This is a genomic window from Aminobacter sp. P9b (assembly GCF_045345995.1).
In the GTDB taxonomy this organism is placed as follows: domain Bacteria; phylum Pseudomonadota; class Alphaproteobacteria; order Rhizobiales; family Rhizobiaceae; genus Aminobacter; species Aminobacter niigataensis.
The window spans coordinates 1,914,814-1,929,635 of record NZ_CP150082.1 but is presented as its reverse complement, the minus strand read 5'-3'; the positions used below and the strand labels follow the sequence as shown (position 1 = coordinate 1,929,635).

The window sequence follows — 14,822 nt, the reverse complement described above, 5'->3', positions numbered from 1 at the left end:
CTCCACCGAAATGCTGTCGCGAGGCTATGGTTCCCATCCCAGCCGGCGGACCGCAATACGCATGAAACTCATTGCCATCATTGTCGCAGTGGCGGGGACGCTGGTCATCGCGTCGCTGCTCGCGGTCTATGCTTTTGGCCGTTTCGCCAAGCGCGCGCGGGGGACCCCCTCCCAGGCGCTGCCGACGGCGGAAAGCGAGACCCAATTCGATGCGCTGGTGGCGCCGCTCCTGGCCGATCATCCGGGCCAGAGCGGGCTGGCGCTGCTTTCCTCCAATCTCCACGCCTTTGCCGTCAGGGCCTATACCGCCCGCCACGCGCAGCGCAGCCTCGACCTGCAATATTACTACTGGAAGGACGACCTCACCGGCGGACTGCTCGCCCGCGAAATCCTCGGTGCTGCCGACCGTGGGGTGCGCGTTCGGCTGATCCTCGACGACATCAACGCCCGGGGCTACGACCCCAACTACATCGCGCTCGACAGCCACCCCAACATCGAGGTCCGGCTGTTCAATCCGAGCTGGGCGCGGGCCTTCGGCCTGCAACGCGGGCTGGAACTCGTGCTGCGGGCAGTGCGGACGACCCGGCGCATGCACAACAAGGCATGGATCGCCGACGGCAGGCTGGCGATCGTCGGCGGCCGTAATATCGGCGACGCCTATTTCGATGCCTCGGAGGAGGCCAATTTCCGCGACATGGATCTTTTGCTCGCCGGCCCCGCGGTCGAGCAGACGGAAGCGATCTTCGACGGTTTCTGGAACAGCGAGGCGGTGCTGCCGATCCGCCATGTCACCGGCATGGCCAAGGGCGACCTGCCGGCGCTCAGGGCGCGACTGGAACGCACGGCCACCACAGGCCTTGCGGAACCCTACATCCATCGCGTCGCGCAGGAGAGCGGGGCATGGTCGTCCTCGGGCATGGGTCGGCTGCGCTGGACCAGCGAAGCCGCTGTCGCGTCGGACCCGCCGGAAAAGGCCATGGGCGCGGGCCAGGACAACTGGTTGATGACGGCGATCAGGCCGGTGCTGAAGTCGGCAAGGCGGGAATTGCGTATCGTCTCGCCCTATTTCATCCCCGGAGAAGCGGGAACGCAGGAACTGACGTCCCTGGCCGAGAACGGGGTTGCGGTGACTGTGCTGACCAATTCGCTGGCGGCAACCGACGTTGCGGCGGTCCACGGCGCCTATGTCCGCTACCGCAAGCCGCTGCTCGAAAACGGCATCGACATCTACGAACTCAAGCCGGACGACGAGCGCACCGACATGTCGCTGTTCGGCTCCAAGGGCGCCAGCCTGCACACCAAGGCATTCATCGCCGACGGGCAGGCAGGTTTCGTCGGCTCCTTCAACTTCGACCCGCGGTCGGCCTCCCTGAACACCGAGATGGGCGTCCTGTTCAGGCAGGAGGAACTGGCGAGCGAGGTCGGGGCGGTGATCGAGGCGCAGATTTCGCCACGCAGCAGCTTCAGGCTGTCGCTGCATGGCGACAAGCTGAACTGGACCGACCACACCGCCAACGGCCTGCGCAAGCTCAAGCACGAACCGCAAGCCAGCCTGCGCCGCCGCCTGGTGGCCAAGGTGATCAGCTATCTGCCGATCGAATCACAGTTGTGAGCAAAAAAGGCGGCCCAGCGGACCGCCTTCAGCGATTCTACCGCAATCAGGACGTCGCCGGCAGACGCCTTCCCGCTCAGTAGTTCAGCGACAGCCGCATGAACGGGCCATGGATCAACTGGCTGGCGCGCCCGCTTGGTTCAGGAAGAGGCGCATCCTGAAACGTCCTGTAGCCGACAGCCGACAGGTATTCGAGCTGATATCCAGCACCAAGCTTGGCACCAGGCGCGAACTCCCAGGCGAGGCCGGCTTTCGCGCCGACAGTACCGAAGGTGCGGCTCTCGGAGAACTCCGCGTAACCAGGATAATTCCTGTCAGCCTTGATCTTACCGAACAGGACTGAGGCATCGGCGGATGCAAAGAAGCTCAAATGCTCAGCTACTGGCTTGGAAACGTCAAAGCCTATTCTCGGACCGATGCCCCAGGATCTGGACGAGGCGTAATAGATTGGCGAGACGTGGTCGGTGAAATCCGCGCTATAGTTCTGATAGCGCAGGCCAGCGAATGGGCGAATCGACCAATCGTCGTGCTGCGTATGATAGCCAACCTCAACATCAAGGTTCCAGTACCGACCGTCGGTGAACTGCCAGTCGTATAGGTCGTCGTTGCGCCTGCCGGCGGACTGCTCCAAATAGCGGAGCCCGGCTGCGACATCCCAACTATCGGCAAAACGATAACCCAGTTTTGCAGCGCCGGAACCACCTGCTCCGGTTCTTGCGTCAAGATAAGCAGCGCTGTCGAACTGCCGATTATGGCTGTTGGTGCGGAAGGCATACGCCCCTTCAACATAACCGAACCAAGATGCAACCGGCGTCGTCTCAGCAGTACCCTGTATATCAGCGGCGGCAGAAGCTGTTGTCGCAATGACGAGCGAAGAAAATGCAATAATTACTTTTTTCATACCAAACCAACTAAATTAGACAATGCGCAGTATCACGCACGAATGGATTCGAACAATAGCAAGGCAGCAATAGTTTTCATTGTATCGACGCCTGGACCTCACCTTCGCGTCAGCATGTCGCACGGCGTGCCGGCGACGGTTCCGCCTCCTGCGAGATGACTGTTCGCGTGCAGCAGCCGGCCACGTCCATCCCCATCATCAAGCGCCAGCTCCCATTCCACCGGGTTGGCGATGAAGCCCGGGCTTCCGGTTCGCGAAGCCTATCCTTGGCGGGGCTTGGGTCCTGGGCGGCCAGCGATGTTTCGACTTCAGGCTCGCCACAGGACAATTGAAGAACCCGTGGCTCGGCACGCGCAACCGCGTCGCCCTTAAGCCCTTGCAGGGCCCAACTTTTCGAAATCTGGGGAAAGAATGGTGCTGCCAGAGAGGATTGAACTCTCGACCTCTCCCTTACCAAGGGAGTGCTCTACCACTGAGCTACGGCAGCATCCGTGGACGGGGCGGCTTTTGACACATGAATCGGGGGAGCGCAAGTTATCAGTTGCTGCAAATCGACACTGATTTTCCACAGACGCCATTACGCCACAAAACTGGCCATTTCCGTTGCCAAGCGGTTATGAACGATCGGCAAGCGGGGACCACCACATGTCGTCGAAACCAAAAATGCCCTCGAGCGGTGCAGACGCGCGCAAGGCGCGGCTCGCAGCCGAGCTGCGCGCCAACCTGATGAAGCGCAAGGCGCAGGCGCGCTCGCGCCGTACCGGCGAAGCCGATACGAGGCCGGAAGGCCTTGCCGCGGCCGAGGGAGAGACAGAGAAACCCGAGAAAGCCTGACCGGCCACGGCAGGCACTTGGCGCATGGACCCGCAAAACCCTGATTCTTGAACCGGGTGGCGCGATGGTCTAGACGGCGGCAAGAAAATTTCTCGCCAGAACCGGGATCCCCCGGAGAAACGACGGCCAATGGATCGCATCAGAATTGTCGGCGGCAACGAGCTGACCGGAACCATCCCGATCTCGGGCGCGAAAAACGCAGCCCTTCCGCTGATGATCGCCTCGCTGCTCACCGACGATACGCTGACGCTGGAGAACGTGCCGCATCTGGCCGATGTCGAGCAACTGATCCGCATCCTGGGCAACCACGGCGTCGACTATACGGTCAGCGGCCGCCGCGAACGCCAGAGCGAAGGCTATTCGCGCACCATCAGCTTCAGCGCGCGCAACATCGTCGACACCACCGCTCCCTATGAGCTGGTCTCCAAGATGCGTGCCAGCTTCTGGGTCGTCGGCCCGCTGCTCGCCCGCATGGGCGTGGCCAAGGTCTCGCTGCCCGGCGGCTGCGCCATCGGCACGCGGCCGGTCGACCTGTTCATCGAAGGCTTGCAGGCGCTCGGCGCCGACATCGACGTCGATAACGGCTATGTCGTCGCCAAGGCCAAGAACAGGCTGATCGGCAACCGCTATGTGTTCCCCAAGATTTCGGTCGGCGCCACGCATGTGCTGATGATGGCGGCGACACTCGCCCGCGGCGAAACGGTGCTCGAAAACGCCGCCCGCGAGCCCGAGGTCGTCAATCTCGCCGAATGCCTCAACGCCATGGGCGCCAGGATCACCGGCGCCGGCACCTCGACCATCACCATCGAGGGCGTCGATTCGCTGTCGGGCGCGCGCCACCGCGTCATCCCCGACCGCATCGAGACCGGCACCTATGCCATGGCGGTGGCCATGACCGGCGGCGACGTGCTGCTCGAAGGCGCGCGTGCCGACCTGTTGCAGGGTGCGCTCGATGTCGTCTCGCGCACCGGCGCCGAGATCATCCAGACCAACTCCGGCGTCCGCGTCATGCGTAACGGCTCTGGCATCTCGCCGGTCGACGTCACAACCGAACCCTTCCCGGGCTTCCCCACCGACCTCCAGGCGCAGTTCATGGGCCTGATGACGATGTCGAAGGGCAAGTCGAAGATCACCGAGACGATCTTCGAGAACCGCTTCATGCACGTGCAGGAACTCGCACGCCTCGGCGCCCACATCACGCTGTCGGGCCAGACGGCGATCGTCGAAGGCGTCTCCAAGCTCAAGGGTGCGCCTGTCATGGCGACCGATTTGCGCGCCTCGGTGTCGCTGGTCATCGCCGGCCTAGCCGCCGAAGGCGAGACGGTGGTCAACCGCGTCTACCATCTCGACCGCGGTTTCGAGCGGCTGGAAGAAAAGCTGTCGCGCTGCGGCGCCGTCATCGAGCGGATCAGCGGGTGAATGAAGGGAATAGGGGAGTAAGGGAGTAAGGGAACAGGAAAGCTACTCCCCTACTCCCCTACTCCCCTACTCCTCTACTCCCTCCCCTTGCGGTTGCGCGCTGCATCAAGACCGCCTAACAAAGCCGGAAGCATTACATTCCGCACAGGCAGCCGACCGGACATGAACCAGCTCAAGCTAGTCGCCCTCGACGAAGAGGATCTGGAGATCGTCTCGGCCCATGTGCAGGATGCCGTGGTCAAGGTCGGCGACCTCGCTTACGACGCGCCCTCGAAGCGTTTTGCGCTGGCGATGAACCGTTTTGCCTGGGAAACCAAGACCGGCTTTTTCCGGCCCAAATATGAGCGCCGGCGCTCGATCCTGCATTTCGACCGCGTGCTGTCGGTCAAGCTTTTCGGCATTTCGCGCACCAAGAAAGACGAGGTGCTGGAGCTTCTGGCGATCGGTTTCGCGCAGGGCGAGGATCCCGCCGGCGAGATCGAACTGCTGTTTTCCGGCGACGCCGCGATCCGGCTCGAGGTCGAGGTCATCGAAGCCCGATTGACCGACACCGGGGCCGCCTGGCAGGCCTCGTCGCGCCCCATCCACAAGACCTGAGCATTTCTCGATGGCCATCACCCTTCGCCAATCCGATGCAGACTTCGAGACGCGCTTCGCAGCGTTCCTGACGACCAAGCGCGAAGTGTCGCCCGACGTCGAGGCGACCGTGCGCGCCATCATCGACGACGTGCGCGCGCGCGGCGACGCGGCGCTGATCGACTACACCCGGAAGTTCGACCGGGCCGACCTGACGACGCTCGGAATCGCGGTGACCCGCGCCGATATCGACCAGGCCTACAAGGATGCCGATCCCGCGACGGTCGAGGCGCTGCGTTTCGCCCGCGATCGCATCCGCTCGCACCATGCCCGCCAGATGCCCAAGGACGACCGCTACGTCGACCCGATCGGCGTCGAACTCGGCTCGCGCTGGACGGCGGTCGAGGCAGTCGGGCTCTATGTGCCCGGCGGCACGGCGAGCTATCCGAGCTCGGTGCTGATGAATGCGGTGCCGGCACAGGTCGCCGGCGTCGAGCGCATCGTCATCGTGGTGCCCGCCACCGGCGGCGTCATCAACCCGCTGGTGCTGGTTGCCGCCGATCTCGCCGGCGTGTCCGAAATCTACCGCGTCGGCGGCGCGCAGGCGGTGGCAGCCCTTGCCTATGGCACCGGGACGATCCCCCCGGTGGCCAAGATCGTCGGGCCCGGCAATGCCTATGTCGCCGCCGCCAAGCGCCAGGTGTTCGGCACCGTCGGCATCGACATGATCGCAGGCCCCTCGGAGGTGCTGATCGTCGCCGACAGCGACAACGACCCGGACTGGCTTGCCGCCGATCTGCTGGCCCAGGCCGAGCATGACGTGTCGGCGCAGTCGATCCTGATCACCGACGATGCCGCCTTCGGCAAGCAGGTCGAGGAGGCAGTCGAACGCCAGATCAAGCTCCTGCCCCGCGCCGAGACGGCAGCAGCCAGCTGGCGCGATTTCGGCGCGGTCATCCTGGTCGACGACTTCGATGCTGCCCTGCCGCTTGTCAACCGCATCGCCGCCGAGCACCTCGAGCTCGCGGTCGCCGACCCGGAAGCCCTGCTGCCACGCATCCGCAATGCCGGGGCGATCTTCGTCGGCAAGCATACGCCCGAAGTCATCGGCGACTATGTCGGCGGCTCCAACCACGTGTTGCCTACGGCCCGCTCGGCGCGCTTTTCCTCCGGGCTTTCGGTGCTCGACTTCGTCAAGCGCAGCTCGATCCTGAAGCTCGGCCCGGATCAGCTCAGGGCGCTGGCCCCGGCGGCGATCGCGCTGGCCAAGGCGGAGGGGCTCGACGCACATGCGCGCTCCGTCGCCATCAGATTGAACATGTAGGCGGCCATGTCCGACAAAGGCCACGCACGCTCCCGCCTGGTCGACGTCGAACTCGACGAATCGATCGGCCGTTCCACGCCCGACGTCGAGCATGAACGCGCTGTCGCGATCTTCGACCTGATCGAGGAAAACTCGTTCCATCCGATGAACGACGACGGCCATGGCCCATATCGGCTCAAGCTGTCGCTGGTCGACGCGCGGCTGGTATTCGCCATCTCGCGCGAGCATGGCGAGGCTGTGGTCACCCACATCCTGTCGCTGACGCCGTTCCGCCGCATCGTGAAGGACTACTTCATGATCTGCGAAAGCTATTACGAGGCGATCCGCTCTTCGACGCCGAGCCAGATCGAGGCGATCGACATGGGCCGGCGCGGCCTGCACAACGAGGGTTCGCAGACCCTGCTCGATCGTCTCTCCGGCAAGATCGAGATCGACTTCGACACCGCCCGCCGCCTCTTCACGCTGATCTGCGTTCTGCACTGGCGCGGATGACATATGGCGGGAAACGCAACCTCTCCGCGCTCCATCCTGTTCATGTGCCGAATGAATTCGGTCCGCTCGCCGATGGCCGAAGCGATTGCCCGCCACAGCTTGTCGCCGTCGATCTTCGTCACCTCGGCAGGCGTGCGCGCCGGCGACCGCGACCCCTTCGTCGATGCCGTTCTGGCCGAAGAAGGCATGGCACTGGACGAGCACCAGCCGCGCACCATCGACGATCTGGAGGATGACTATTTCGACCTGATCGTCACGCTTGCGCCGGAAGCGCATCACGCCGCCCTCGAACTCACCCGGTCGATGGCCGTCGACGTCGAGTACTGGCCGACCCCCGACCCGACGGCAGCGACCGGTACGCGCGATCAGATCATGAGTGCCTACAGGGACGTGCGTGAACGGCTGAAGGCAAGAATGGTCGAAAGATTTGCGGTAGACGCACAGAAAATCGACGCCGATTAAGCGTGTTCACAAAGCGCGGATTATCATATAGGTTCCGCGCAAATTCCGGCCGGGACGCCGGGCAAGTCATCCAAACCAAAGGTACCGAATGCCGAAGGAAGAAGTCCTCGAGTTTCCGGGCGTCGTAACGGAATTGTTGCCGAATGCGATGTTCCGGGTCAAGCTCGAAAACGAACACGAAATCATCGCCCACACCGCTGGCCGCATGCGCAAGAATCGCATTCGCGTTCTCACCGGCGACAAGGTCCTCGTAGAAATGACGCCCTACGACCTGACCAAGGGCCGCATCACCTACCGCTTCAAGTAGACCGTCTGCTGCCTCGAGCGCGTCGGCCGGCCTCAGCCTACAGGATCTTGGATTGAGCGATCTGCAAAAGCTTGTGCTTGCCTCGGGTTCGCCCCGCCGTGTCGAGCTGTTGCAGCAGGCAGGCATCGAGCCCGACCGGCTGTTTCCAGCCGATGTCGACGAACGGCCGATGCGCGCCGAACACCCGCGCTCGCTTGCCAAGCGACTGTCGGTGACCAAGGCGCAGAAGGCACACGAAGTGCTGGCCAAGGAAGCCGAGCCTGTTTCGGGCTTCATCCTTGCCGCCGATACGGTGGTCTCGGTCGGGCGGCGCATCCTGCCGAAGGCGGAGACGTCGGACGAGGCGCTGCATTGCCTGCAGCTTCTGTCGGGGCGCTCGCACCGCGTCTATACCGGGCTTGCATTGGTGACGCCTGCGGGCAAACTGCGCCAGCGCCTGGTCGAGACGCGCGTGCGCTTCAAGCGCCTGTCGAAGCAGGACATGGAAAATTACCTCGCCTCGGGCGAATGGCGCGGCAAGGCCGGCGGCTATGGCATCCAGGGGCTTGCCGGCACCTTCGTGGTCAAGCTCGTCGGCTCCTACACCAATGTCGTGGGCCTGCCGCTCTACGAGACGACGTCGCTGCTTTCGGGCGAAGGCTACCAGGTCCAGCTCAACTGGCAGGCCGGGGCACGCGCATGACGAACAAGCCCGCCGATATCGTGACGCCCTTGCGCGCCAAGAAGCCCTGCCCCGAATGCGGCAAGCCGTCGGCGCGCGAGAGCTACCCCTTTTGCTCGCCGCGCTGCAAGGCGGTCGATCTCAACCGCTGGCTCTCGGGCTCCTATGCCATTCCCGTCCGCGACGACGAGGAGGAAGATTCGACCAGCAGCAGCGAAGCCGGCGAACGAAGCTGACGCCCCATTTCGGCTTCCGCGACGGCCTGTGATTTCTTTGCAGAAAAAGACATCCCAGGCGCTGGACAGAGGCAAATCTCGTGCTATAACCCACCCGCTTTCAAGGGTGCAGCGCACCACTCAAGGCATCCGGATCAAGGCTCCTCGCCCGATCCTGGAACTAGGCCCAGATAGCTCAGTTGGTAGAGCAGCGGATTGAAAATCCGCGTGTCCGTGGTTCGAATCCGCGTCTGGGCACCATCACCTTTCTAAGGTGTTGACTTAGCTGAAAAATCAGTAAAATTAAGCACTTAAGGCTACCCGAGTGATGCACACGGGTGACGCACATGGTGCTTGCAATGAGCCGTCCTTTCAAACACCCAAAGACCGGCGTGTACTGGCTTCGCAAGCGGTTACCGGCCGACATTGCGGAATCAACCGGCCGCAGCATCATCACCAAGACACTCGGCACGAAAGATCCCGAAGAGGCCAAGCGAAAGCACGCAGCGGTCCTCGCCGAGCTTGAGTTCGAATGGGCGCAAGTTCGGCTACGGGGCCGTGTGCATCTCGGACCAAACGATCCAGACACCGTCGCAAATGCCGATTTTGAGGATGCGACACGAGTCATCACCGACCGTGACGCGCACTTTCTTGCCAAGCCCATCCATGACAAATGGCTTTCAGATTTCCACGAAAACCCGAGCGAGCAACTCTACTGGCATACCAACCTGTATGAAGGCATGTGGACGAAGTACCCGCTGCCGCAATCCGAACCTATTCCGGGCGTGGAAGGCATCGCTGACACGGTTCCGGGGACTATTCCAATAGAGAACATCCTTTGGAAGGCGATGAGAACGCGCTGCGTCGAGACGGCTCAGGTGATCTTGCGCGAAAATGGCTTCATGGATGATGAGTGGAGCATCCACAAAGCGTCGCGTGCGGTCGCAGCCGCTCTGCAGAAGGCAAGCTTGCCCCTGCAGTGCCTAGAAAGCGGCGATTTCGAGCTGAAAGATGATCATGCTGGCCTCAATCCCCGCCCACCAAAGAGCGGCATTGATCCGGCCGACACGAAGCCACGGTCTTCTGGCGCGGTAGGTACGGCGACTACGTTGACAGGCTTGGTTGAGAGCTGGTGGCAGGAGAGCAAGGCTGCAGGACGTAAGCCCAGCACCTACGAGAGCTATAGAAACACCATTGTCTATCTTGTGCGGTTTCTCAAACACGACGATGCATCGAAGGTGACGATGAAGGACGTCGTAGCCTTCAAGGATCACAGGCTTACAACGCCTTCGCCGAAGACCGGCAAGAGAGTCTCTGCCAAGACCGTTAAGACTAGCACGCTTTCTGCCCTAAAAGTCGTCTTCGATTGGGGGGTGAAAAACGGACTTGTTACCCACAATCCAGCTGCGAGCGTTACCTTAAGAGTAGCGAAACAGGCTCGCCTAAGGTCGAAGAGCCTCACTGACGTGGAGGCTGATGCGATCCTTTGTGGCGCGCTGGCACATCAAAGAGGCCATGAGAATCTAAAAACCTTCGCAGCCAAGCGTTGGATTCCTTGGCTGTGCGCGTTTGCCGGAGCCCGCGTCGGCGAACTGGCACAGTTGCGAAAAGAGGATATTTCCAAGCGCACCGACCTGTGGGTAATTCGCATCACCCCGGAGGCTGGGACCGTTAAAACGAACGAAGCTCGCGAGATACCACTGCATCAGCAGCTGATCGAGCTTGGTTTCCCAACGTTCGTACAAGAGGCTGGCAACGGCCACCTCTTCCTGAATGTCGACTCTTCCGAGAACCCGCGAGGAGCATTGCGCGGTCTGAAAAACCGGCTTGCCGAGTTTGGGCGCGGTATTGTGCCAGACCCGAACGTGGCTCCCAATCATGGCTGGCGACATCGATTTAAGACAATTGGGATGGAAGCCGGAATCCCGCCCCGCATCCTCGATGCGATTCAAGGTCAAGCACCTCGGACAGTTGCCGACACCTACGGTGAGGTCACCCTCAAGACGATGGCCGCGGAGATTGCAAAACTGCCCTCCTATTCGCTGGAAGGCCCCACGTTAGGCGTCATGCAATTGGAATCCGAACGACGCCCTAGCGACCAGGACGCCGACGCACCTAACTCAGGGTTGCCCAGCTAGAGGGCTCGCCTGCCCTAAGGGCGCGTCTTCACGTCAAAGGCGAGATGCGCGCTACTGAACGGCTCGCTCATGGGGCGAACCTAGCTCTCCGATGCGACCGGCATCGCGACTCTTGAGCAGCTGAGTGGCGATCGCGACTTTCCTGACGTCAATGACCTGAGCTGCAAACGTCCCCCTATCGGCCTTCTCAATATAAGGTTGTTGAAGCCGTCAGATGACGCTGACAAAGCACGAGCCGGAATTGTCGTCGAATACTGCGCAGCAAGATATCTCGTGAAACGCATCGAGAACCCGATGGATCGCCCTTCATTGGAGCGCGTACTCGTGACTACCGCAAACGGAGCCACACGTGCAAATAGCCACTCCGTGCCGCGGCCAGCGCGCGCTCAACTTGAGAGCGAACTGAGCACCCTGTCACCCGCCAGTCGCAGTCGGTTCTTGTCGCTTCTGTGAACCGAGCTGCCCTCGCGATACCTTGCAATTGTCGCGTAGGGCGCTCGGCAGAATGTCGAAATGATCCTTGAAACTCTTCGAAAAATAGGACGGGGAGATAAAGCCACAGGCAATGGCAACGTCGGTCACCGGCATGTCGGTCAATTCGAGCAACTGCCGGGCCTTTTGAAGCTTGATTGTCGCATAGTGTCGCCTGGGCGTGGTCGACAGATGGGTTTCGAACAAGCGTTCGATCTGACGTCGCGAAAGCCGGAGTTGCGACGCGATCTCCCCGAGCGACAGCGGATCTTCAGTATTCCTTTCCATCAGCTTGATGACCCGCAGCAGCGACTTGCCGGTCTTGCCATAACGTAGCCCAGGCGGAACCGACTGGCAGCTTGCACCGTCGCGCCACCGATCTGCAGTAACATGCTGGCAGACGCGGTTCGAAATCTCCGTACCGCAACGCTCCTGGATCAGCTCCATCGCAAGGTCGAAGGCAGCGAACTCACCCGCGCAGGTGACGATCTGGCCATCGCGAACAAACAGCGCGTCGTCGATGGCGAGGTCGTAGAACGTCTCGGAAAGCGCCGCCATCTTGTTCCAGTGGATGGTGCACCTGGCCGAGCCCAGCAGTGCAGCGTCGGCAAGCAGCCAGGTCGCCGTGCCAAGTGCGAAGATCGGGATGCCAGCACTGTGGACGCGGCGCAGAAAGGCACGGAGTTCCTGGCAGCTTTGCTGCTCAACGCCTTCGCCTGAGCAGATCGCCACCGCTCCATGCGGATCGAAGGCCATGGCCTGGTGCTGCCGGAGAGAATTGCCAGACACCTCGACCGATATGCCGCTGGCACTCTCAACCGGCTGACCGTCCAGGCTCATCAATCGCCAGCGAAACAATGGCTGCCCCGCCTGCACGTTGGCTATCCTGAGCGGATCGAGCAGCGAGGACAGGCAAAGCTGCGAAAAGCCGGGCAGCAGCACCACGAGAAAACCCGTGGTGGACTGCAGGCCAGCAACGTCTGGCCTGCCATCGCCAGCTCCGTCCCCATCGAATCGACGGGCATCGATGTTGAACGCCGAGGACTTGTGGGGTGCGTTCACATCCCTCTCCTGAGGCTCGCGCGGCTCTGGATATCAGCCCTTCGAACGTCGAATTTCGACGAAAGGCAGGGACACGACGGTCGCTCCGACAAAACCGATGACGGCTCCTTCGTCATCCTTGAGTTCCACCTCGATCGCGGAACCAGCCTGCGAAAGCTCCTCAGGAAGGAAGCCGAAGCTGATCGCCTGTCGCAGCGTCGGACTGAAGGCAAGGCTGGATGCGCGTCCGACCACCTGCCCATTCTTGAGCGCGCGCATCGAACCCCAGACCACCCGTGACAAGGCCGTGCCATAGGCGCTTTTCGCAGCCGCGGCGCTCAGGATTTCAGCAGCTTCATAGCGAAGGCCGACGAAGCGCCGTTTCGGCTGTGACGATGCCTGCGCTGCTCTCAGAGCATCGCGCCCAACAAAATCACTGTCCAGGTCGACCAGCCGCCCAAGACCCGCCTCGTAGGGGGTGATGTGCAAGTCGTCTACGACGTCGACCCTAGCCGTTCGGGGATCGGGGCCGGCGCCGTTGTAGTCCGCCGACACCAGGATGAGGCCAGCCTCGATGCGCGCCACATCGACAGCATACTCGCCTGCCGGCGTTGCGCCGAAGGCCTGGCCGACCGATTGGAGGTGACGCCAAACAGCCGCGCCGCCTTGCCTGGGCACCCACAATTCGAAACCGCGCTCGCCGGTAAAGCCTTGCCGGGCGACGAACAGATCGACACCAGCAATGGTCGTCCGACCGATTTGCGAGAACTTCAGGCTCGACCAGTCGCGGCCAGTGGCAGCTTGCATCAGATCGAAGGAGTTGGGACCCTGCAGCGACAGGATACCGTACTGATCGGAGGCATTGCGAATTTCGACATCAAAGCCGGCGGCCTGACTGGCGAACCACGCATGGCTTGTCTCGCCCGAAACGATGAACCGCTCTTCCGAAAGGCGAAAGACCAGGCCGTCACCCACCATCAGGCCGTCCTGATTGCACCACGGCGTGAACATCGCATGATCGACTTGAAGACCGCGCATATCGCGGGTCATCAGCTGGTCGATCAACCGGTGCGCATCCGGGCCGCTGATTTCCATCTTCGGCAGCGGCGACATGTCGATCATGGCGACGGCGTTGCGGATGGCAGCGAGCTCGCGGGGCATGCTCGTATAGACATCGGGGACGATGTAGTTGTCCCATGAATACCACCAGGTGGTTCGCACCTCGCCACTTGTCGCCGCGTGGAACGGCGTACCCACGCAGTTGGCAAGCGTATTGCCATGGCTGTCATGCGCCTGGTTGATCTTGTCCGGCATCGTCGTGCTCCTCTCAATTAGGTAAGTCGAACAGTGCCGCGAGCGGCCCACCGAGAGAATGTCGCTCCGTCGCCCATTTATATCCCATATGAAGGTTGGTATGGATTTTACCTAATAAGATGTGCGATCCTATTGTTCCAAATGAACAGGTAGGGATCATGGAATCCATAGTGGACGCCGATCATGGCTTTGCCTTCGGCGAGATCGTCTATTCCCGCGGCGGCGTCTATGGGCCGCTGACCAACAGATATGTCAGCATGATCTTCGTCTACGAGGGCGTGGCGAAGGTCACCTGCGATGACGAGGTGACCACGCTGGTTGGAGGACAGGCCGCGTTCTTCAAGAACGATCGCCATTTCATGATCGAGATGGAACGAGACATTCGCCATCAGGTTGGATGGTGCGAGGGCGTTCCTGGCAAGCTGTGGGAAACCGAAATGTCTCCACCTGCTGGCAATTGTCCGGTGATCGTCTTTTCCGAACGGCTGAACGCGCTGCAACGCGTCGGCGTGGACTTGGGTTTCGAGTCGAATTCAGGGTTGAACACTGTACGGAACGCCGTTGGGCAAGCCGTCTACGCGGCATTCTTCCATGAGGCGCAGCTCAGCGAGCGCGACCGGTTTGTGCCCAAACAGGTCAAGCGCGTGAAGCAATATATTGAGGACAATATCGACAAGGAGATCAAAGTCGGGCAGTTGGCTGGGGTCGCCAACCTTACGCCACAACACCTGATCTCATCCTTCCGCAAGCATCTTGGCCTCACGCCGATGCGCTATCTCTGGCAAATGCGCGCCAATCGAGGCAGGGCATTGCTCTTGCAAAGCGGCCTGTCGATCTCCGAAATCGCCTATCAGTGCGGCTACAAGAACCCGTTTCATTTCTCGCGTCATATCCGGCAGAGTTTTGCCATGACGCCCACCGAGGTTCGCGCGAACAAGGGTTATCGCCCTCCAAGTGACGTGCTGGAGAGCCCACGCGACACCGCGTTTTGAGTGGCAACGAAATGCACTGCGTGGAGCAATTCACCCCACGCAGTGCGAGACAAGTCCACTTGT

The 14,822-nt window shown here is 61.6% G+C and carries 15 protein-coding genes and 2 tRNA genes; 13 read left to right on the top strand and 4 right to left on the bottom strand.

The annotated features are described in order from the left end of the window. The first annotated feature begins 61 nt into the window (after nucleotides 1-61). Complete coding sequence (locus tag WHT83_RS09510; RefSeq protein ID WP_406873635.1) at nucleotides 62-1,612, top strand: phospholipase D family protein; 1,551 nt, start codon at nucleotides 62-64, stop codon at nucleotides 1,610-1,612. A 76-nt stretch (nucleotides 1,613-1,688) separates the two neighbouring features. Here WHT83_RS09510 and WHT83_RS09505 read toward each other — a convergent pair whose 3' ends face one another. Next, nucleotides 1,689-2,513, bottom strand: coding sequence for an Lpg1974 family pore-forming outer membrane protein (locus tag WHT83_RS09505; RefSeq protein WP_406873634.1), 825 nt, complete (start codon nucleotides 2,511-2,513; stop codon nucleotides 1,689-1,691). Nucleotides 2,514-2,925: 412 nt separating this feature from the next. Further along, nucleotides 2,926-3,000: transfer RNA gene (locus tag WHT83_RS09500), tRNA-Thr, on the bottom strand. 158 nt (nucleotides 3,001-3,158) lie between these two features. Between WHT83_RS09500 and WHT83_RS09495 the strand changes: the two genes are divergently transcribed. The 11 genes from WHT83_RS09495 to WHT83_RS09445 all read left to right on the top strand — a co-directional run bounded on the left by WHT83_RS09495 (nucleotide 3,159) and on the right by WHT83_RS09445 (nucleotide 10,941). Further along, nucleotides 3,159-3,347: a hypothetical protein gene (locus WHT83_RS09495; protein ID WP_055977892.1), complete on the top strand. Its 189-nt coding sequence runs from the start codon at nucleotides 3,159-3,161 to the stop codon at nucleotides 3,345-3,347. 129 nt (nucleotides 3,348-3,476) lie between these two features. Further along, complete coding sequence (murA, locus tag WHT83_RS09490; RefSeq protein ID WP_406873633.1) at nucleotides 3,477-4,766, top strand: UDP-N-acetylglucosamine 1-carboxyvinyltransferase; 1,290 nt, start codon at nucleotides 3,477-3,479, stop codon at nucleotides 4,764-4,766. Nucleotides 4,767-4,928: 162 nt separating this feature from the next. After that, entirely contained in the window at nucleotides 4,929-5,363 is a 435-nt protein-coding gene (locus WHT83_RS09485) for a DUF2948 family protein (protein WP_108609248.1), read from the top strand. A gap of 10 nt (nucleotides 5,364-5,373) precedes the next feature. Further along, on the top strand, nucleotides 5,374-6,666 hold the full coding sequence (hisD, locus tag WHT83_RS09480; protein ID WP_406873632.1) for a histidinol dehydrogenase: 1,293 nt from the start codon (nucleotides 5,374-5,376) through the stop codon (nucleotides 6,664-6,666). Between the two features lie 6 nt (nucleotides 6,667-6,672). Then, entirely contained in the window at nucleotides 6,673-7,158 is a 486-nt protein-coding gene (locus WHT83_RS09475; RefSeq protein WP_055977880.1) for a UPF0262 family protein, read from the top strand. Between the two features lie 3 nt (nucleotides 7,159-7,161). Continuing rightward, nucleotides 7,162-7,620 carry a low molecular weight phosphatase family protein gene (locus WHT83_RS09470; protein ID WP_108609250.1) on the top strand — a complete coding sequence of 153 codons (459 nt, stop codon included), beginning with the start codon at nucleotides 7,162-7,164 and terminating at the stop codon, nucleotides 7,618-7,620. An 88-nt stretch (nucleotides 7,621-7,708) separates the two neighbouring features. Continuing rightward, complete coding sequence (infA, locus tag WHT83_RS09465; protein ID WP_006200926.1) at nucleotides 7,709-7,927, top strand: translation initiation factor IF-1; 219 nt, start codon at nucleotides 7,709-7,711, stop codon at nucleotides 7,925-7,927. A gap of 52 nt (nucleotides 7,928-7,979) precedes the next feature. Then, nucleotides 7,980-8,609, top strand: a complete 630-nt coding sequence (locus tag WHT83_RS09460) for a Maf-like protein (RefSeq protein WP_108609251.1) — start codon at nucleotides 7,980-7,982, stop codon at nucleotides 8,607-8,609. Next, nucleotides 8,606-8,824 (top strand): DNA gyrase inhibitor YacG, encoded by a 219-nt coding sequence (gene yacG, locus WHT83_RS09455; protein ID WP_108609252.1) that lies wholly within the window; start codon nucleotides 8,606-8,608, stop codon nucleotides 8,822-8,824. The genes WHT83_RS09460 and yacG overlap by 4 nt, the downstream gene beginning before the upstream one ends. Nucleotides 8,825-8,988: 164 nt before the next feature. Beyond that, a tRNA-Phe gene (locus tag WHT83_RS09450) sits at nucleotides 8,989-9,064 on the top strand. A gap of 86 nt (nucleotides 9,065-9,150) precedes the next feature. Further along, a complete protein-coding gene (locus tag WHT83_RS09445; protein ID WP_406873631.1) occupies nucleotides 9,151-10,941 on the top strand; it encodes a DUF6538 domain-containing protein in 1,791 nt (596 codons plus the stop codon). A gap of 414 nt (nucleotides 10,942-11,355) precedes the next feature. On the opposite strand, the gene WHT83_RS09440 is transcribed toward WHT83_RS09445, so the two are convergent. Together WHT83_RS09440 and WHT83_RS09435 are read right to left on the bottom strand one after the other, a co-directional pair. Beyond that, the gene (locus tag WHT83_RS09440) at nucleotides 11,356-12,474 is read right to left on the bottom strand and encodes a GlxA family transcriptional regulator (protein ID WP_406873630.1); all 1,119 of its coding nucleotides are present in this window, start codon (nucleotides 12,472-12,474) and stop codon (nucleotides 11,356-11,358) included. A 33-nt stretch (nucleotides 12,475-12,507) separates the two neighbouring features. Beyond that, nucleotides 12,508-13,818, bottom strand: coding sequence for an aminomethyltransferase family protein (locus WHT83_RS09435; protein ID WP_406873629.1), 1,311 nt, complete (start codon nucleotides 13,816-13,818; stop codon nucleotides 12,508-12,510). A gap of 107 nt (nucleotides 13,819-13,925) precedes the next feature. Here WHT83_RS09435 and WHT83_RS09430 point away from each other — a divergent pair, with 107 nt between their 5' ends. Beyond that, entirely contained in the window at nucleotides 13,926-14,759 is an 834-nt protein-coding gene (locus tag WHT83_RS09430; protein ID WP_406873628.1) for a helix-turn-helix domain-containing protein, read from the top strand. Nucleotides 14,760-14,822: the final 63 nt, after the last annotated feature.

Excerpts from the sequence above, each read along its gene's own strand:
- infA (WP_006200926.1), top strand. The coding sequence starts at position 7,709 with ATGCCGAAGGAAGAAGTCCTCGAGTTTCCGGGCGTCGTAACGGAATTG.
- murA (WP_406873633.1), top strand. The coding sequence starts at position 3,477 with ATGGATCGCATCAGAATTGTCGGCGGCAACGAGCTGACCGGAACCATC.
- yacG (WP_108609252.1), top strand. The coding sequence starts at position 8,606 with ATGACGAACAAGCCCGCCGATATCGTGACGCCCTTGCGCGCCAAGAAG.
- hisD (WP_406873632.1), top strand. The coding sequence starts at position 5,374 with ATGGCCATCACCCTTCGCCAATCCGATGCAGACTTCGAGACGCGCTTC.
- WHT83_RS09430 (WP_406873628.1), top strand. The coding sequence starts at position 13,926 with ATGGAATCCATAGTGGACGCCGATCATGGCTTTGCCTTCGGCGAGATC.
- WHT83_RS09505 (WP_406873634.1), bottom strand. The coding sequence starts at position 2,513 with ATGAAAAAAGTAATTATTGCATTTTCTTCGCTCGTCATTGCGACAACA.
- WHT83_RS09495 (WP_055977892.1), top strand. The coding sequence starts at position 3,159 with ATGTCGTCGAAACCAAAAATGCCCTCGAGCGGTGCAGACGCGCGCAAG.
- WHT83_RS09510 (WP_406873635.1), top strand. The coding sequence starts at position 62 with ATGAAACTCATTGCCATCATTGTCGCAGTGGCGGGGACGCTGGTCATC.
- WHT83_RS09470 (WP_108609250.1), top strand. The coding sequence starts at position 7,162 with ATGGCGGGAAACGCAACCTCTCCGCGCTCCATCCTGTTCATGTGCCGA.
- WHT83_RS09475 (WP_055977880.1), top strand. The coding sequence starts at position 6,673 with ATGTCCGACAAAGGCCACGCACGCTCCCGCCTGGTCGACGTCGAACTC.
- WHT83_RS09485 (WP_108609248.1), top strand. The coding sequence starts at position 4,929 with ATGAACCAGCTCAAGCTAGTCGCCCTCGACGAAGAGGATCTGGAGATC.
- WHT83_RS09445 (WP_406873631.1), top strand. The coding sequence starts at position 9,151 with ATGGTGCTTGCAATGAGCCGTCCTTTCAAACACCCAAAGACCGGCGTG.